The 18136-nt window shown below is 63.4% G+C and carries 18 protein-coding genes; 7 read left to right on the forward strand and 11 right to left on the reverse strand.

Annotated features, from left to right (window positions below):
- Positions 1–101 precede the first annotated feature (101 nt).
- From DLM46_RS39540 to ubiA, 5 genes are all read left to right on the forward strand, one after another.
- The gene (locus DLM46_RS39540; protein ID WP_165848036.1) at positions 102–251 is read left to right on the forward strand and encodes a hypothetical protein; all 150 of its coding nucleotides are present in this window, start codon (positions 102–104) and stop codon (positions 249–251) included.
- Positions 252–318: 67 nt separating this feature from the next.
- The gene (locus DLM46_RS21900; protein ID WP_115103776.1) at positions 319–1773 is read left to right on the forward strand and encodes a catalase; all 1455 of its coding nucleotides are present in this window, start codon (positions 319–321) and stop codon (positions 1771–1773) included.
- Between the two features lie 75 nt (positions 1774–1848).
- On the forward strand, positions 1849–2013 hold the full coding sequence (locus DLM46_RS39545) for a hypothetical protein (RefSeq protein ID WP_165848037.1): 165 nt from the start codon (positions 1849–1851) through the stop codon (positions 2011–2013).
- Between the two features lie 156 nt (positions 2014–2169).
- Entirely contained in the window at positions 2170–2658 is a 489-nt protein-coding gene (locus tag DLM46_RS21905) for a Dps family protein (RefSeq protein WP_115103777.1), read from the forward strand.
- Positions 2659–2871: 213 nt separating this feature from the next.
- Entirely contained in the window at positions 2872–3735 is an 864-nt protein-coding gene (ubiA, locus tag DLM46_RS21910) for a 4-hydroxybenzoate octaprenyltransferase (RefSeq protein ID WP_115103778.1), read from the forward strand.
- Positions 3736–3916: 181 nt separating this feature from the next.
- Here ubiA and proC read toward each other — a convergent pair whose 3' ends face one another.
- The 6 genes from proC to DLM46_RS21940 form a co-directional block, all read right to left on the reverse strand.
- Positions 3917–4732, reverse strand: a complete 816-nt coding sequence (gene proC / locus DLM46_RS21915; protein ID WP_115103779.1) for a pyrroline-5-carboxylate reductase — start codon at positions 4730–4732, stop codon at positions 3917–3919.
- A 48-nt stretch (positions 4733–4780) separates the two neighbouring features.
- The gene (locus tag DLM46_RS21920) at positions 4781–5479 is read right to left on the reverse strand and encodes a YggS family pyridoxal phosphate-dependent enzyme (protein WP_115103780.1); all 699 of its coding nucleotides are present in this window, start codon (positions 5477–5479) and stop codon (positions 4781–4783) included.
- Between the two features lie 156 nt (positions 5480–5635).
- Positions 5636–6862 (reverse strand): glycolate oxidase subunit GlcF, encoded by a 1227-nt coding sequence (glcF, locus tag DLM46_RS21925; RefSeq protein WP_115103781.1) that lies wholly within the window; start codon positions 6860–6862, stop codon positions 5636–5638.
- An 8-nt stretch (positions 6863–6870) separates the two neighbouring features.
- Positions 6871–7959, reverse strand: a complete 1089-nt coding sequence (glcE, locus tag DLM46_RS21930) for a glycolate oxidase subunit GlcE (protein WP_115103782.1) — start codon at positions 7957–7959, stop codon at positions 6871–6873.
- 171 nt (positions 7960–8130) lie between these two features.
- Positions 8131–9624: an FAD-linked oxidase C-terminal domain-containing protein gene (locus tag DLM46_RS21935; protein WP_115103783.1), complete on the reverse strand. Its 1494-nt coding sequence runs from the start codon at positions 9622–9624 to the stop codon at positions 8131–8133.
- 101 nt (positions 9625–9725) lie between these two features.
- The gene (locus DLM46_RS21940) at positions 9726–11141 is read right to left on the reverse strand and encodes an FAD-linked oxidase C-terminal domain-containing protein (protein ID WP_115103784.1); all 1416 of its coding nucleotides are present in this window, start codon (positions 11139–11141) and stop codon (positions 9726–9728) included.
- A gap of 233 nt (positions 11142–11374) precedes the next feature.
- On the opposite strand from DLM46_RS21940, the gene DLM46_RS21945 reads away from it, so the two are divergent.
- Positions 11375–11929, forward strand: a complete 555-nt coding sequence (locus DLM46_RS21945; protein ID WP_115103785.1) for a cob(I)yrinic acid a,c-diamide adenosyltransferase — start codon at positions 11375–11377, stop codon at positions 11927–11929.
- Between the two features lie 98 nt (positions 11930–12027).
- Entirely contained in the window at positions 12028–13233 is a 1206-nt protein-coding gene (gene hmpA / locus DLM46_RS21950; RefSeq protein ID WP_115103786.1) for an NO-inducible flavohemoprotein, read from the forward strand.
- Between the two features lie 48 nt (positions 13234–13281).
- Here the strand turns inward: hmpA and DLM46_RS21955 are convergent, their stop codons facing one another.
- The 5 genes from DLM46_RS21955 to DLM46_RS21980 all read right to left on the reverse strand — a co-directional run bounded on the left by DLM46_RS21955 (position 13282) and on the right by DLM46_RS21980 (position 18097).
- The gene (locus DLM46_RS21955) at positions 13282–13614 is read right to left on the reverse strand and encodes a helix-turn-helix domain-containing protein (RefSeq protein WP_115103787.1); all 333 of its coding nucleotides are present in this window, start codon (positions 13612–13614) and stop codon (positions 13282–13284) included.
- A gap of 3 nt (positions 13615–13617) precedes the next feature.
- Positions 13618–13956: a type II toxin-antitoxin system RelE/ParE family toxin gene (locus DLM46_RS21960; RefSeq protein ID WP_115103788.1), complete on the reverse strand. Its 339-nt coding sequence runs from the start codon at positions 13954–13956 to the stop codon at positions 13618–13620.
- Between the two features lie 242 nt (positions 13957–14198).
- Positions 14199–15272, reverse strand: a complete 1074-nt coding sequence (gene aroG, locus DLM46_RS21965) for a 3-deoxy-7-phosphoheptulonate synthase AroG (RefSeq protein ID WP_115103789.1) — start codon at positions 15270–15272, stop codon at positions 14199–14201.
- A gap of 392 nt (positions 15273–15664) precedes the next feature.
- Complete coding sequence (gene tldD / locus DLM46_RS21975) at positions 15665–17131, reverse strand: metalloprotease TldD (RefSeq protein WP_115103790.1); 1467 nt, start codon at positions 17129–17131, stop codon at positions 15665–15667.
- Between the two features lie 102 nt (positions 17132–17233).
- The gene (locus tag DLM46_RS21980) at positions 17234–18097 is read right to left on the reverse strand and encodes a carbon-nitrogen hydrolase family protein (RefSeq protein ID WP_115103937.1); all 864 of its coding nucleotides are present in this window, start codon (positions 18095–18097) and stop codon (positions 17234–17236) included.
- Positions 18098–18136: the final 39 nt, after the last annotated feature.

Consider the following 18136-nt stretch of genomic DNA (forward strand, 5'->3'; position numbering starts at 1 on the left):
TCCCTATCGAATAGATAAAATTAATCAAATACGTTAATTCGATAGTTTAGTTATAGTTTCCTCCATGGATCGCCCGATCCGCACAAGACCCGGAGGAAATCATGACCCAATCGAACCCGCAGCAAGCCCAGGCCGTCGCCGCTCAATCGGCTCAATCCGCTCGCCCCACCGCCAGCTCGTTCGCCGCGTCGATGCTTGGCATGCGCACGGTCGCCATGTCTTTGCTGGTCGATCGGGCCTTGTCCGCGTAAGCCGTCAGCGTAAGCGCCGCGCCTCTCCCCATATTTTCTTTCCGATAAAGCAACCCTGGAGTTCCGCATGTCCGAACGTAAGCTCACCAATGCAGCCGGCGCACCCGTCGCCGACAACCAGAACTCGATGACCGCCGGCGCGCGCGGTCCGGTCGTCCTGCAAGACGTCTGGCTGCTCGAAAAGCTCGCCCATTTCGACCGTGAAGTGATTCCCGAACGCCGCGTTCATGCGAAAGGCTCGGGCGCATTCGGCACGCTGAAAGTCACGCACGACATCTCGCGCTACACGAAGGCCAAAGTATTCGCCGAAGTCGGCAAGGAAACGCCGCTCTTCATGCGCTTTTCGACTGTGGCGGGCGAGCGCGGCGCCGCCGACGCCGAGCGCGACGTCCGTGGTTTCTCGATCAAGTTCTACACGGAAGAAGGCAACTGGGACGTGGTGGGCAACAACACGCCGGTGTTCTTCATCCGCGATCCGCTCAAGTTTCCGGACTTCATCCACACGCAAAAGCGCGATCCGTACACCAACATGCGCAGCAACGTCGCCGCGTGGGACTTCTGGTCGCGTCATCCGGAGTCGCTGCATCAGGTGACGATCCTGATGAGCGATCGCGGCATTCCGAAGAACTACCGGCAGATGCACGGCTTCGGCTCGCACACGTACTCGTTCGTCAACGCGAACGACGAACGTTTCTGGGTGAAGTTCCACTTCAAGTCGATGCAGGGCATCGAGAACTACACCGACGCGCAAGCGGCGCAGGTCGTCGCGCAGGATCGCGAAAGCGCGCAACGCGATCTGGTCACGAACATCGATGAAGGCAACTTCCCGAAGTGGCGTTTCGCCATTCAGGTGATGCCGGAAGCGGACGCGGCGAGCTATCGCTACAACCCGTTCGACATCACGAAAGTGTGGTCGCAGAAGGACTATCCGTTGATCGACGTCGGCACCATCGAGTTGAATCGCAACGCGGCGAACTATTTCGCGGACGTCGAGCAAGCGGCTTTCACGCCGGCGAACGTGGTGCCGGGTATCGGCTTCTCCCCTGACCGCCTGTTGCAGGGCCGGCTGTTCTCGTACGGCGACACCCAGCGCTATCGTCTCGGCATCAATCACCATCAGATTCCGGTGAATGCGCCGCGCGTGCCGAGCCCGCGTTCGTTCCATCGCGACGGCGCGATGCGCACGGACGGCAACCTCGGCGGCAACGTGAACTACGAGCCGAATCGTTTCGGCGACTTCGCGCAGGACAGCAATGCGTCGGAACCGCCGCTCGCGGCGGGCGCAGTGGACCGTTACGACCATCGCGCGGACGAGGACTATTACAGCCAGCCGGGCCTGCTGTTCCAGTTGTTCGACGCGGCGCAACGCGAGCGGCTGTTCGGCAACATCGCACGGCATATCAGTGGCGTGCCCGAGGACATCGTCGCGCGTCAGATCGAGCATTTCCGCCGGGCCGATCCGGCGTATGCGGAAGGCGTGATCGCGGCGCTCGCCGCGCTCGCTGAAGCGAACAGGAAGTAAGCAGTTCAGGTGATGCAGCAAGGCGGGGCGCATCGGCGCCCTGCCGGTTTTGATACGAATCGAGGGAGCACGATCATGATCCAGACGATGATGTCCACCATTGGCGGCACAGTGGCCGCACGCCGCGCACAACACCAGCAGCAAGCAGCGATGTTGCGCCGCGCGGTGGGGTTCGCGATCGTCACGAGCGGATTGGCGGTGATTGTCGCGCAAGCGCTGCAACACGCGCTCGGCAGATGACATAAGCGCAGCGTGCACGCTGCGCCAGTGACTTTGCGTCACACAAGCAGCAGTCGCATCTAAGATAAACTGTCGGGCGTTCCAAGGTTTCCGGCTTGCTCATCCGCAATCCGTCGATCTGCCGACCGGTTCGTATCACTCTTCAATGGAGTCATCATGGCCAAGAAAGAAGCTGTACAGCACGTCAACATCGGGATCAGCGACAAGGATCGCAAGAAGATTGCAGAAGGTTTGTCGCGCCTGCTCGCCGACACCTACACGCTGTACCTGAAGACCCATAACTTTCACTGGAACGTGACGGGTCCGATGTTCAACACGCTGCATCTGATGTTCGAAGCGCAGTACAACGAGCTCGCGCTGGCGGTCGATTCGATCGCGGAACGTATCCGCGCGCTGGGCGTGCATGCACCGGGCAGCTACAAGGAATTCGCGAAACTCTCGTCGATTCCTGAAGCGGACGGCGTGCCGGCTGCGGAAGACATGATCCGCCAACTGGTGGAAGGTCAGGAAGCCGTGGTGCGTACCGCCCGCGCGATCTTCCCGTCGACAGAAGCCGCTAACGACGAGCCCACGGCCGACCTGCTCACGCAACGCATGCAGACGCACGAAAAGACCGCGTGGATGCTGCGCTCGATGCTGGCTTGAGCATCCTGGGCGTTTCGCCCGGGCTCAGCGCGACGCATTGGCGTTGATATTGGCGTTGGCGTTGAACCGAAACAAAAAAGCCTCTCTTCGCGGGAGGCTTTGCTTTTTGCGGCACCGGATTGCGCGGCGCGTCCGGCCTTGTCCGCCCGGACGCGGCATGCCGCACGCATCCCGTAAAATAGCGGCATCGCCCGCACTTCACCGAGTCCGCACATGTTCGCCCGACTTCCCCTGTATCTGCGCCTCGTGCGCATGGACAAGCCGATCGGCAGCCTGCTGCTGCTGTGGCCCACGCTCAATGCGCTGTGGATTGCGTCGGACGGCCATCCTTCATGGCCGCTGCTGCTGATCTTCACGGTGGGTACGGTGCTGATGCGCTCGGCGGGCTGCGCGATCAACGATTACGCGGATCGCGATTTCGATCGCTATGTGAAGCGCACCGAAAACCGTCCGATCACGTCGGGCAAGATCAAGGCGTGGGAAGCGGTCGCGCTGGCGGCCGGTTTGTCGCTGCTGGCGTTTCTGCTGATTCTGCCGCTCAACACGCTGACAAAGGAGTTGTCGGTGGCGGCGCTGTTCGTCGCCGGCTCGTATCCGTTTACCAAGCGCTTCTTTGCGATTCCGCAGGCCTACCTCGGCATCGCGTTCGGCTTCGGTATTCCGATGGCGTTCGCGGCAGTTCAGGACCACGTGCCGCTGCTCGCATGGGTGATGCTGCTGGCGAACGTGTTCTGGTCGGTCGCGTACGACACCGAATACGCAATGGTCGATCGCGACGACGACATCAAGATCGGCATCCGCACGTCCGCGCTGACCTTCGGCCGCTTCGACGTGGCCGCGATCATGCTCTGCTATGCGCTCACGCTGGGCATTTACGTCGGCATCGGCGTGATGCTCGGTTTCGGCGTGCTGTACTGGCTGGGATGGGCGGCGGCGGCGGGTTGCGCCATCTATCACTACACGCTGATCCGCAACCGCGAGCGCATGCCGTGTTTCGCGGCATTCCGCCATAACAACTGGCTCGGCGGCGCGTTGTTCGCGGGTATTGCCGCGCATTACGCGGCGGCTTCGTTCTAGTTTTTCTGCGCGTCGATTGGATGGACGCCATTGCGCATGTGTTTGCGCTGCGGACGCCGCCCCGGTCTGAACCAGGGCACGGCGTCCTTCGGCGGATCGCCTGACCGTGGACTGCTGTCAGCTGATTGCCGACAGCCGACAGCCGACAGCCGACTGCCGACTGCCGACTGCGCCGAAACGCTTACTGTTTGCCGAACTCGTCGCCCATTTCCTTGGCGCGCGCGTCTGCGGCGAGCACGCCGCGCACGATCGCATCCTTGATGCCGCTTGCGTCGAACGACGTCAGCGCCGCAGCGGTGGTGCCGCCCTTGGACGTCACGCGTTCACGCAACAGGCTCGGCGGCTCGTCGGAATTCGCCGCGAGTTGCGCCGCGCCGGTGAAGGTCGCGACGGCCAGCGCGCGGCCTTGCGCTTCGTTCATGCCGAGCTGGCGCGCGGCTTCCTGCAGTGCTTCGATGAAATAGAACACGTAGGCGGGGCCGCTGCCGGAGATCGCGGTGACGGCGTCGATCTTTGCTTCATCGTCGAACCAGACGGTTTGGCCGACCGCGCCGAGCACCTGCGAGGCGAGCGCGCGGCCCGCTTCATCGACGCTGGCGGTCGCGCTCAGGCCCGCGACGCCCATGCCGATCAGCGCCGGCGTATTCGGCATCACGCGCACGATGCGAGTGTGGCCGTTCAGCCAGCGCGACAGGTCGTCCATGCGAATACCCGCAACAATGCTGATCGCCAGTTGCGACGCGTTCAGGTGCGCTGCGAGGCTTTGCGCGACGCTCTTCAGAATCTGCGGTTTCACCGCCAGCACGACGGCGTCGTAGGAGGCGAGCGCGGCGTCCGCGGCGGCCGCCGTGCGAATGCCGAATTGCTGTTCGTTGCGCTTGCGCGCGTCGTCGTTGGGGTCGATCGCGTAGAGGTCAGAGGGCGCGACGCCGCGTTTGATGAGGCCGCCGATCAATGCGGCCGCCATGTTGCCGCCGCCGATAAAAGCAATTTTCATGATGATCCGAGAGAGGTCCCGTGAGGGGGGCCAAAGAGCCCGCAAGGGTCAGTTAGAGTAATCTCGCGCGCCGAATATAGCGGTGCCGACGCGCACGATCGTCGCACCTTCCAGCACGGCGGCTTCGAGGTCGCTCGACATGCCCATCGAGAGCGTATCGAGTTCGAGTCCGTCTGCGCACAGGCGCTCGAACAGTTCGCGCAATTGCCGATGCGGTACGCGTTGTTCATCGATACCGCCGGCCGGTTCGGGAATCGCCATCAGGCCGCGCAAGCGCAACTTCGGCAGCGCGGCGATTTCCTGTGCGACCTGCGCGGCCTCGGGGATGCTGACGCCGCTCTTCGACGCCTCGCCGCTGATGTTCACCTGCAGGCACACGTTCAGCGGCGGCAGGTTGTCCGGGCGTTGTTCCGCCAGACGCCGCGCGATCTTCAGCCGGTCGACCGAATGCACCCAGTCGAAATGCTCGGCGACCGGCCGCGTCTTGTTCGATTGCAATGGTCCGATGAAATGCCATTCTATCGACGCTCGCAGATCGGCCAGCGCCTCGATCTTGGCGATCGCTTCCTGCACGTAGTTCTCGCCGAACGCGCGTTGGCCGGCCGCGTAGGCGGCGCGCACGTCATCGGCGGGAAATGTCTTCGAGACCGCGAGCAAGGCAATCGAACGCGGGTCGCGTGCGGCGCCTTGCGCGGCGAGGGCGATGCGCTGCCGCACCGCTTCGAGGTTGTGAATCAGATCGGGCATGGAACGAAGCCGGGAGTCCAGCGAAAGACGATTTACCGGATTATACGGACGTCGCCGCGCTGCGCCGGGCTGCACTGCGGCTGGGAGCGTCGCGGGAGTGACACGAAAAGGCGGCGGCTGCGGCATGCCGCGAGCCACATGCCGCCGGCACGCGCTTCAGGCCGACAGCATATGTTCCACCAGTTCGATCCAGTGCGCGACCGGCGTGGACGTGCCGCTTTGCAGATGCGCAATGCAGCCGACGTTCGCCGACAGGATGACCTGCGGCTCCTGCGCGTGCAGCCGTTCGAGCTTCTGGTCGCGCAGCGCGTACGAGAGCTTCGGCTGCGTCAGCGAATAGCTGCCGGCTGAGCCGCAACACAGGTGACTGTCGGCGGGCAGGCGCACTTCGATGCCGAGCGCCGCGAGCAGATGTTCGACCTTGCCGCGCAGCTGCTGACCATGCTGCAACGTGCAAGGCGGATGGAATGCGACGGTATGAATCGACCGGCGGCGCGTGACGGCGACAAGCGTCTCTTCGAATTCCAGCAGGATCTCCGAAATATCGCGTGTCAATTCGACGACGCGGCGAGCCTTCTGCGCATACGCCGGATCGTTGCGCAGCAGGTGCGCGTATTCCTTGACCGTCGCGCCGCACCCGGACGCGTTCATCACGATCGCTTCCACACCCTCTTCGATGTACGGCCACCACGCGTCGATGTTGGCGCGCAGGTCGTCGAGCGCTTCGTCGTTGTAGCCCAGATGCAGACGGATCGCGCCGCAGCAGCCGGCCTCGGGCGCCACCAGCGTTTCGACGCCGAGCGCGTCGAGTACGCGCGCGGTCGCGATGTTGACGTTGGGCATCATCGACGGTTGCACGCAGCCGGCGAGCATCAGCATCTTGCGCTGATGCTTCGCGCCCGGCCATTCGAGCGGACGCTGCCGTGCCGGCACCTTGTCGCGCAGCTTCTTCGGCAGCAGGGGGCGGACGTGCTGGCCGAGGCGCATGGCCGGCGTGAACAGCGCGCTGTTCGGCACGAAGCTCGCGAGCAGCCGGCGCACCAGCCGCTGACCAAACGGGCGCGTGACCTTCTGTTCGGTGATCTTGCGGCCAATCTCGACCAGCCGGCCGTATTGCACGCCGGATGGGCAGGTGGTCTCGCAATTGCGGCAGGTCAGGCAGCGGTCCAGGTGGAGCTGGGTGCTGCGCGTGACGTCCGCGCCCTCGACCATCTGCTTGATCAGATAGATGCGCCCGCGTGGGCCGTCGAGTTCGTCGCCGAGCAGTTGATAGGTCGGGCAAGTGGCCGTGCAGAAGCCGCAATGCACGCACTTGCGCAGGATGGCGTCGGCTTCGTCGCCGTCGGGCGTATTGCGAATGAAGTCCGCGAGGTTGGTTTGCATCGCGTCGCTCAGAAGTCGGGGTAGAGCCGGCCGCGATTGAAAATGCGGGCGGGGTCGAAGGCGGCTTTCAGACCGCGATGGATCTTCATCAGCGGGGCGGGCAGCGGCGTGAACACACCGGCGCCGCGATCGTAGCCATGACCAGTGCGAAAGATGGTCGCATGACCGCCGGCCTGCTTGGCGCTAATGCGCACGGTTTGCGCGTCGGTGTCGGTGATCCACCAGCGCTGGCCGCCGCCCCATTCCATCAGTTGTGCGCCGGGCAGTTGCAGCGGCTCCGTGATGGACGGCAGCGCGAGGCGCCACAGCGCCGCCTTCGGGGCGATCGCGGAAAAGAACGGGTCGGTCTGTTCGCGCAAGCCGGCCCAGAAGCGCTCGGCTTCGACCGCATCGACCACCTCTCCGCCGAGCGCGGTGCGCGCCGCCTTGACCGCAGCTTCCGCGCCGGCCAGCCGCACGGCCAGCGTGCCGTGACGCCATGCGCTCGCGGTGATCGGCAATGGCCGGCCGCCCCATTCGTTGAGCTTGCGGACCGCGTCGGTGCCGTTCATGTCGAATTTGAGCGTGGCTTCCGCCTGCGGCAGCGGCAGCACTTTGATGGACAGTTCGAGGATCAATCCCAAGGTACCGAGCGAGCCGGCCATCAAGCGGGACACGTCATAACCGGCGACGTTCTTCACCACCTGGCCGCCGAAATGCAGCGTTTTCCCGTCGCCGTTCATGATCACCGCGCCGAGCACGAAGTCGCGCGCGGCGCCGGCGGCCGGGCGGCGCGGGCCGGCGATGCCCGCCGCGATGCAGCCGCCGAAGGTGGCCTGCAAGCCGAAGTGCGGCGGCTCGAAGGCGAGCATCTGATGATGTTCGGCGAGCGCCGCCTCGATTTCCAGCAAAGGCGTGCCCGCGCGCGCGGTAATGACGAGTTCGGCCGGATCGTAGGCGATGATGCCGCGATAAGCGCGCGTGTCGAGGATGTCACCTTCCAGCGTCTGGCCGTACCAGTCTTTGGTGCCGCCGCCACGGACGCGCAACGTGCGCCCTTCGGCGCTGGCCGAACGCACGCGTTCGGACCAAATGGCGACGATGTCGTCCTCTTCCATGGTGTCCCGCTTCGTTGTATTTCGCTTGATTGTACCGGGCGGGGGCTCGCTGGCAACCCGGAGCGGACCCGCATCGGGTAATCCGGGTGAGGCTCTCGAAGCGCCGCCGACGCGCGCGATGTCGCGATGCGTCGGCGCGGCGCAAAGGCTTAGAGCCGGCTTAGAACCGGCTTAGAACCGCGGCAGTTCCGGATGCGGCAGCAGGCCGCCGCGCACGTGCATCTTGCCGTACTCGGCGCAACGCGCGCGCGTCGGAATGCCCTTATCCGGATTCAGCAAGCCGGGCGGGTCGAAGGCGCGTTTGACCGCGTGAAACGCGTCGTGCTCTTCCGGGGAGAACTGCACGCACATCGAGTTGATCTTTTCGATGCCGACACCGTGCTCGCCCGTCACCGTGCCGCCCAGTTCGACGCATGTTTCGAGAATGTCGCAACCGAACTCTTCGGCCCGGTGCCATTCGTCGAGATCGTTGCCGTTGAAGAGAATCAGCGGATGCATGTTGCCGTCGCCGGCGTGGAACACGTTGATACAGCGCAGGCCGTATTTCTGTTCCATGACTTCGATGCGCGCCAGCAAGGGGCCGATGCTGCGGCGCGGCACCGTGCCGTCCATGCAGTAGTAATCGGGTGAAATGCGGCCGGCGGCCGGAAAGGCGTTCTTGCGTCCCGACCAGAAGCGCAAGCGCTCGTTTTCCGAGCGCGAAATCTGGATGCGGGTCGCGCCATGTTCGCGCAGCACGGCGGTCATGCGCACGATTTCGTCGGCGACTTCTTCGGCCGTGCCGTCCGATTCGCACAGCAGGATCGCCGCCGCGTCGAGATCGTAGCCCGCGTTGACGAATTCTTCCACGGCGCGCGTGGCCGGCTTGTCCATCATCTCGAGGCCGGCCGGAATGATGCCCGCCGCGATGATGCTGGCAACCGCATCGCCGCCCTTCACGACGTCGTCGAAACTGGCCATGATGACCTGTGCGGTCTGCGGCTTGGGGATCAGCTTGACGGTGACTTCGGTGACGATCGCGAACATCCCTTCGCTGCCGATCAATACAGCGAGCAGATCGAGCCCCGGCGCGTCGGGCGCAAGCGAGCCGAACTCGACGATTTCGCCTTCCATGGTCACCGCGCGCACGCGCAACACGTTGTGCACGGTAAGGCCGTACTTGAGGCAGTGCACGCCGCCTGAATTCTCCGATACATTGCCACCGATCGTGCAGGCAATCTGCGACGACGGGTCGGGCGCGTAATACAAGCCGTATGGCGCGGCAGCTTCGGAAATTGACAGATTGCGCACGCCCGGCTGCACCGTGGCGGTACGAGCGTATGAATCGACTTCGACGATCTTCCGGAAGCGTGCGAGCGATACCACCACGCCGTGACGGATCGGCATTGCGCCGCCCGACAGGCCGGTGCCCGCGCCGCGCGGCACGATCGGCACGTCGAGCCGGTGGCAGATCTGCACGATGCGCTGCACCTGCGATTCCGTCTCCGGCAAGGCGACAGCGAGCGGTAGCCGCCGATAGGCGGCGAGGCCGTCGCACTCGTAGGCCACGGTGTCTTCTTCGCGATACAGCAGACAGTGGGTCGGCAGCACAGCCATCAGCGCCTGCACGACTTCGCGCTGGCGCTGGGCGAGAACTTCGGCCGTCAGTTCAGCGGGTGCGTTCATGTAACTGGTCTCCTCGTGCTTGTCACCCTTCGTTCCGCCTGAATTCAGCGGCGGCTACGGCTACGGCGCTTTGGCCGCGCTAGCCACGCGTCGACGAAACCTCAAGCGGCCCACGAAAAAATCTTGCCCGGGTTCATCAGATTGCGCGGATCGAGCGCGTGCTTGATCGAGCGCATCGTATCGACGGCGACTTCCCCGTGTTCTTCGAGCAGGAAGTTCATCTTGTGCAAGCCGACGCCGTGTTCGCCGGTGCAGGTGCCGTCCATGCGCAGCGCGCGCTGGACGATGCGCTCGTTCAGACGCTCGGCTTCGACGAGTTCTTCCGGCTTGTCCGGGTCGATCAGGATCGCGACGTGGAAGTTGCCGTCGCCGACATGGCCGACGATCGGGCAGGGCAGCGGCGATGCCTTCAGATCCTGTTCCGTTTCCACTACGCATTCCGCGAGGCGCGAGATCGGCACACAGACGTCCGTGGTGACGGCGCGGCAGCCTGGCTTCAGCTGCAGCATCGCGAAATAAGCGCTGTGGCGCGCGTTCCACAGGCGGCTGCGGTCTTCCGGCCGGGTCGCCCATTCGAAACCTTCACCGGCATTCTGCGCAGCGATCTCCTGCACGAGTTCGGCTTGTTCCTTCACACCGGCTTCGGTGCCGTGGAATTCGAAGAAGAGCGTGGGCGCCTCGCGCAGCGTCAGATTCGAATGACGATTGATCGAGCGGATCGCGAGCGAGTCGACGAACTCGACGCGTGCAATCGGCACGCCGATCTGGATCGTTTCGATGACCGCGCGCACCGCATCGCCCATCGACGGAAATGTGCATATCGCCGCCGAAACCGCTTCCGGCTGCGGATAGAGGCGTACGGTGATTTCCGTGATCACGCCGAGCGTGCCTTCCGAACCGACGAACAGGCGCGTGAGGTCATAGCCCGCCGACGACTTGCGCGCCCGCGTGCCGGTTTTGATCACGCGGCCGTCGGCCAGCACCACGGTCAAGCCGAGCACGTTCTCGCGCATCGTGCCGTAGCGCACGGCGTTGGTGCCCGAGGCACGCGTGGCCGACATGCCGCCGATGCTCGCGTCCGCGCCCGGATCGATCGGGAAAAACAGGCCCGTGTCGCGCAGCGCTTCGTTCAGTTGCTTGCGCGAGATGCCGGGCTCGACGGTGACCGTGAGGTCTTCCGCATTGATCGACAGCACGCGGTTCATTGCCGACAGATCGATCGATACGCCGCCCTGCACCGCCAGCAGATGACCCTCGAGCGACGAGCCGTTGCCGTAGGGAATGATCGGTACGTCGTACTGGCCGCACAGCCGGACGACGGTTTGCACGTCTTCGGTATTGCGGACGAACACGACGGCGTCGGGCAGTTGGGGATCGAACGGCGATTCGTCGCGGCCGTGATGGGCTCGCACTGCCTCAGCGGTCGACACACGCTCGGCAAAAACAGCTTTGAGCCCGGCCAGCAACTCGGCGGGAAACGGCCGGCGTAGCGGAGCCGGTGGCACGGGATGATTCACGCATGTCTCCAGATATTGGGGCAGACCTGTGGTGCAGCTTTTGCTTCATTTTACGCCGATCGCCCGTGGGCCGGCGTCGAGGCCGGCTGCCGATCCTATAATGGCGGCGACTTCACGATGCGCGCAATATGGATAAACGCGGTGGTTAGCGCGGTGGTTAGCGCGGTGGTAACGCGGTAGTTAGCGAGGCGTCTTGCATGGACGCATCGTCATTGAACTGGATGGGAGACATCATGGGCAACCGCTTGAGCAAGATCGCCACCCGAACGGGCGACGACGGCACCACCGGTCTCGGCGACGGCCGCCGCGTGCGTAAGGACGATGCGCGCATCGCCGCGATCGGCGACGTCGACGAACTCAATTCGAACCTCGGTGTGTTGCTGTGCGAAACACTGCCCGACGAGGTGCGGGCGGCGCTGGTCGCGATTCAGCACGACCTGTTCGACCTCGGCGGCGAACTTTGCATTCCCGGCCACGCGATGATTACCGACAAACAGCTCGGCCAACTCGATGACTGGCTCGCCGACTACAACGCCACTTTGCCGCCACTGAAGGAGTTCATCCTGCCGGGCGGCTCGCGCGCGGCGGCGCTCGCGCATGTATGCCGCACGGTGTGCCGCCGCGCCGAGCGCGCGATCGTCGCACTGGGCGAGGCGGAGGTGATCAACGCCGCGCCGCGCCAGTATGTGAACCGGCTGTCCGACCTGTTGTTCGTGCTGGCGCGCGTGCTCAATCGTGCGGACGGCGGCAGCGATGTGCTGTGGCAGCACGAGCGCGGCGCCGGCTAGCGGCTTCCGGCATCCACCTTCGAGACTGTGACAATCTGTCCGGGTCAAATTATCTCCTTAAAAAGGTATTGTAAGTGCATCTTTAAGGAGAAGTACCCATGACCGCTCTCACAGCCGACCAGATTGCCCGCGTCAAAGCCACTGTTCCCGTTCTTGCCGAGCATGGCACGACCATCACCAGGCATTTCTACAAGCGCATGTTCGCGCACCATCCCGAGTTGAAGAACGTGTTCAACCAGACCCACCAGAAGAGTGGCAGCCAGCCGGAAACGCTGGCGAAGGCGGTGTACGCGTATGCGGCCAATATCGACAATCTCGGCGCGTTGGGCCCGACTGTGTCGCGAATCGCCCATAAGCACGTGAGCCTGAATATCCGGCCGGAGCAATATCCGATCGTTGGGCGTCATCTGCTGGGCGCAATTGTCGATGTGTTGGGCGACGCGGTCGATCAGGAGACGCTCGGCGCATGGGAAGCCGCGTACGGGCAACTCGCCGGCATTTTCGTCGGCGCGGAGGCGAAGCTTTATGAAGGCGCTGCGTGGAGCGGCTTCCGGCCGTTCAAGGTCGCACGTAAGGAGGTGGAGAGCGATGAAATCACGTCGTTCTATCTGACTCCCGCCGACGGCTCGCCCGCTTGCGGCTTCGAGCCGGGCCAATATCTGAGCGTGAAGCGCTTCGTGGATGTACTTGGCGTCGATCAGCCGCGGCAATACAGTCTGTCGGATGCGCCGAACGGTAAATGGCTGCGTATCTCGGTGAAGCGCGAAGCTGGCCGCGAAGACACGGCGCCGGGTCACGTGTCCAATCTGCTGCACGACGGTGTGGAAGTGGGCGCGGTGGTGCATGTCAGCGCGCCGATGGGCGACTTCACGCTCGACCGCGAGAAAACCACGCCGGTGGTGCTGATGAGCGGCGGCGTGGGCGTGACGCCGATGACCTCGATGCTGTCCACGTTGCTCGCCGACCAGAGTGGCCGCAGCGTGACCTTCGTGCATGCGTGCCGCAATGGCCGCGTGCACGCGTTCCGGCAGTGGCTGAACGACAAGGTTGCGGCGCATCCGAATGTCACGCGTGCGGTGTTCTACGAAACCATTGAAGCGAGCGATCGTGCCGGCATCGACTACGACTTCGAAGGCCGCCTCGACGTGGCGAAAATCGCCGACAAGGTGATCGTGCCCGATGCGGATTACTACATCTGCGGACCGGTGCCGTTCATGCGCGCGCAGTGCGACGCGCTGGCCGCGCTCGGTGTGGACGCGGCGCGGATTCACACCGAAGTGTTCGGTTCAGGCGCGGTGCAATAAAGCGGGGAGGCGCATGGAGAAGCGCGCTTCGAGCGTGCGCCATGCGCCTTAACCGACCGCCAGTGTCACCGGCTTGCCGATTCGGCTCATGATTTCGACCAAGGTGTCGATGGTGAATTTGGTGGTCTTCTTGTTGACCACGTCGGACACGCGCGGGCGCGACACCATCAGAATTTCAGCTGCCTCGGCCTGCTTGAGGTGATGCTGCTCGATCCAGTTGGACAGCTCGGTCATCAACTGTTCTTTGAGCAACCGCGTGTCGTTGATCTGCTTTTGCGACGCAGCGTGCAAGCGCTTGGCTTCTTCAGCGGAAAAGCCGAGTTCGAGGAACAGGTTCGCACCGGGCTTCGTCACGTGACGGATTTTTGTGTCGATCGTCATTTGCTAAGTTTTCCTATGGTTGACTATGGCGCGATACCGCGTTTCGGCAATGTTCCTGTCGTACGGCCCCAGCTTCTGTGTCTTTTTCTGAAAGCAGTGCAATACGTACAACGCTTCCACGAACTTTGTCACGTACATCACAGGATAAATACCATCCGCTTCCTTGATGCGAATCTCGCGCGTGCCGGCGCCGATCGTGTCAAACGGCTTCCAGTCGTCAGGGTCCAGACCAGCCTGAATCTTGCCAAGTTGAAACCCGGCCTGACGGCGCGGCTCTTCGGGAAAATCCAGTAAATCGCGATAGCTGGAGCCCATCCAGCGAATTCCTTTGTCCTGTTCCATAGCCGCCTTTCGTGTACAAAACCTTATACGCAACACCCAGCCAGGTCAAGCTGCATTCGACCCGGCGATGAGTTGTTACGGTGCCGAGGCGGTTCACGAAGCACCATTAGTCCGTTCGGCTAACAAAACGGCCCAATCAGCGTAAGCCGATTGGGCCGTTTCGGTCAGGCTGACCATCTCATTAAAGCCGGCTCAGTGAGCCGGGTTTTCGATGAACCCATCACAGCCATGACACAGGACGCCTAGTTGCCGCTGCCGCGCGCCACGCGCCGTTGCTTGACCGCTTCGGCGAGACCTTCCAGTACGGCGACGCTTTCGTCCCAGCCGATGCACGCATCGGTGATGCTCTGGCCGTACGTCAGCGCGCAGCCTTCCTGCAGATCCTGGCGGCCCGCGACCAGATGCGATTCCACCATTACGCCGACAATCCGTTCGTCACCCGACGCAATCTGGCGGCCGATATCCGCGCACACCGGAATCTGATTTTCGTGCTTCTTCGAGCTGTTCGCGTGGCTCGCGTCTATCATCAGACGCGCAGCGAGACCGGCCTTGCCGATGTCGGCGCAAGCGGCGTTCACGCTATCCGCATCGTAGTTCGGCGTCTTGCCGCCGCGCAGGATAATGTGGCAATCCTCATTGCCGGCGGTCGAGACGATCGCCGAGTGGCCGCCCTTGGTGACCGACAGGAAATGATGCGGCTGCGACGCCGCCTTGATCGCGTCGACCGCGATCTTGACGTTGCCGTCCGTGCCGTTCTTGAAGCCGACCGGGCACGACAGCCCCGAAGCGAGTTCACGATGTACTTGCGACTCTGTGGTGCGCGCGCCGATCGCGCCCCACGAGATCAGGTCGGCAATGTACTGCGGGCTGATCATGTCGAGGTATTCGGTGCCGGCCGGCAGCCCGAGTTCGTTGATGCGCAAGAGCAGCTCGCGCGCGGTGCGCAGGCCGTCATTGATCTTGAAGCTGTTGTCCATGTGCGGGTCGTTGATGAGCCCCTTCCAGCCGACAGTGGTGCGCGGCTTTTCGAAGTACACGCGCATCACGACTTCGAGTTCGCCGGCAAAGCGCTTGCGCTGTTCGACGAGGCGCCCGGCGTATTCCATGGCTGCCTTCGTGTCGTGGATCGAGCACGGTCCGATGACGACGATCAGACGGTCTTCCATGCCGTGCAGGATGCGATGCATCGCCGTGCGCGAGTTGTAGATCACGTCGGACACCGTTTCGTCGCAGGCGAATTCGCGGATCAGGTGGGCAGGCGGCGTGAGTTCTTTCAATTCGCGGATGCGGACATCGTCGGTGTTGTGCGGGGGCATGGTTGTTCTCCTGAATCGGTTCTTAGCGTGTTCGCGCAGGCAACGAAGGCTGCGATGAGGCAGCGATGCCAGAGCGGACGACAATCAATAAAATTTCAAAGGCAAATTTCGAAAGCGTGAGGCGAAAAAAAACCGCCAGGCTAGCTGGCGGTTTTTCGGGAATTCCTGGTGTCCTGCGTGCACTAACACCCCTCTCGATCCGCCAGCGGTCTGAGATACCAAAAAAAGTAAAAGTAAAACTTGGCGGACATGGCGAAATGAGGTCGTTGGTCAAAAAGGGTGAATGACTTTATAACCCGCATAGGCTCGGCTGGCAACCCGAGTGGTGTAAAAATGCGGGAAATCCGCATACTTCGTGCGAAATGTGCGCGAAGTATGCGTGAACCTGAAAATCAGGCCGTGCCGCCAACCGTCATCCGGTCGATCCGCAGCGTTGGCTGGCCGACGCCCACCGGCACGCTCTGCCCTTCCTTGCCGCACACGCCCACGCCCGAATCCAGCTTCATGTCGTTGCCGATCATGCTGACGTATTTGAGCGATTCCGGGCCGCTGCCGATCAGCGTCGCGCCCTTGACCGGGTAGGTGACCTTGCCGTTTTCGATCATGTAAGCCTCGGAAGCCGAGAACACGAACTTGCCGTTCGTGATGTCGACCTGGCCGCCACCGAAGTTCACCGCGTACAAACCGTTCTTCACGGACGCGATGATTTCCTGCGGGTCTTTGTCGCCGTTGAGCATGTACGTGTTGGTCATGCGCGGCATCGGCAGCGCGGCGTACGACTCGCGGCGCGCATTGCCCGTAACCGGCATCTTCATCAGACGCGCGTTCAGCGTGTCCTGGATGTAGCCCTTCAGGATGCCGTCTTCGATCAGCGTCGTGCACTGAGTCGGGTTGCCTTCGTCGTCGATATTGAGCGAGCCGCGCCGGTTCGGCAGCGTACCGTCGTCGACCACGGTGACGCCCTTGGCAGCGACCCGCTCGCCGATGCGTCCAGCAAATGCCGACGAACCCTTGCGGTTGAAGTCGCCTTCCAGACCGTGGCCGATCGCTTCGTGCAGCAGCACGCCGGGCCAGCCCGGGCCGAGCACGACGGTCATCGCGCCTGCCGGAGCCGGACGGGCGTCGAGATTGACCAGTGCCGCATGCACTGCGTCGTCGACGTAGCGCGACAACACTTCGTCGGTGAAGTAGCCGTAGTCGAAACGGCCACCGCCGCCGCCGCTGCCGATTTCGCGGCGGCCGTTCTGTTCGGCGATCACCGTCACCGACACGCGCACCAGCGGCCGGATGTCGGCCGCAAAGCCGCCGTCGCTGCGCGCCACCAGCACCACGTCGTATTCCCCGGCGAGGCCTGCCATCACTTGCTGGATGCGTGGGTCGCGGCCGCGCGCCATCTGTTCGATGCGCTCGAGCAGCTTCACTTTGGCGGTGGCGTCGAGCGAATGCAGCGGATCGGACGGCAGGTACAGGTCACGCCCGGCGATGCCGGTCAGCGACGACGCCACCTTGACCTTCTGCTTGCCGCCGCCAGCCTTGGCGATCGCGCGGGTGGCGATGGCCGCCTGACGGATCGCTTCGGGCGACAGGTCGTCCGAATACGCGAAAGCCGTGCGGTCGCCCGACACGGCGCGTACACCGACGCCCTGATCGATGCTGAAGCTGCCCGACTTCACGATGCCTTCTTCGAGACTCCACGCTTCGCTGCGCGTCGCCTGGAAATACAGGTCGGCGTAATCGATCTTGTGCGTGAAGATTTCGGCGAGCGTGCGGGTGAGCAGGGATTCGTCGAGACCATAGGGCGTCAGGAGGATGTCCTTGGCGGTGGCGAGATTACGGATACCGGGTTCGATGATATTCATGCGAAGTATGTTCTGCTCGATACGAAGGATTCGGTTAGCGCCACGGTCACTATATGAGTGGGAGGCGCCGCAGTTTCAATGTCGGGTTTTAAATTGGATCGGTCAACTCAGCACGCGATGACGCCAGGCGGGCAGGCTCTGTCGTACCTCGTCGATGCGCGCGCGCTCGAGATTGCCGGCTACCACGCCGGCGCCTTCGTCGCGCACCGCGACGATCTCGCCCCACGGGTCGATCAGCATGCTGTGGCCCCATGTCCGGCGGCCGTTCTCATGTTTGCCGCCTTGCGCGGCGGCCAGCACGTAGCACTGGTTTTCGACCGCCCGGGCGCGCAGCAGCATGTCCCAATGCGCGCGGCCGGTGGTGTAGGTGAACGCCGACGGCACCACGATCAGCGCGCAGTCGCCCATGCGCCGGTACAGCTCCGGAAAGCGCAGATCGTAGCAGACCGACAGACCAACGCGTCCGAACGGCGCCTCGAAGGTGCGGACTTCGCCGCCGGGGCAGATGGTGCGTGCCTCGTCGAACGATTCGTCGCCCTTTTCGAAGTTGAACAGATGGATCTTGTCGTAGCGCGCGGCCTCGGTGCCTTGCGGGTCGAACACCAGCGTAGTGTTCAGCACGCGCGAGGCCTCCGGCGCCATCAGCGGCAGTGTGCCGCCGATCACCCAGACCTTGTGGCGGCGCGCGGCATCGGCGAGAAAGCGCTGGATCGGTCCGTCCTGGTAGGGCTCGCGCACGGCGAGCTTGTCTGTGTCCTTGAAGCCCATGAAGCAGAAGTATTCAGGCAGCAGGACGAGTTGCGCGCCGTCAGCGGCGGCTTCGGCGATCAGCCGTTCCGCTTCGGCCAGATTGCGCTCCCGATCCGGCGTGCTGACCATTTGCAGCGCGGCGACGCGAAATACGCTTTCGGGGGATCCGCTGGACGCCGCGGAAGACGAGGTTGAAGAGACGTGTGTTTCGCTCATGAGCGTTTCGAACAACTCCCGGCAAAGGCGGCGGCGTCA

The organism is Paraburkholderia lacunae, assembly GCF_003353175.1.
In the GTDB taxonomy this organism is placed as follows: Bacteria; Pseudomonadota; Gammaproteobacteria; order Burkholderiales; family Burkholderiaceae; genus Paraburkholderia; species Paraburkholderia lacunae.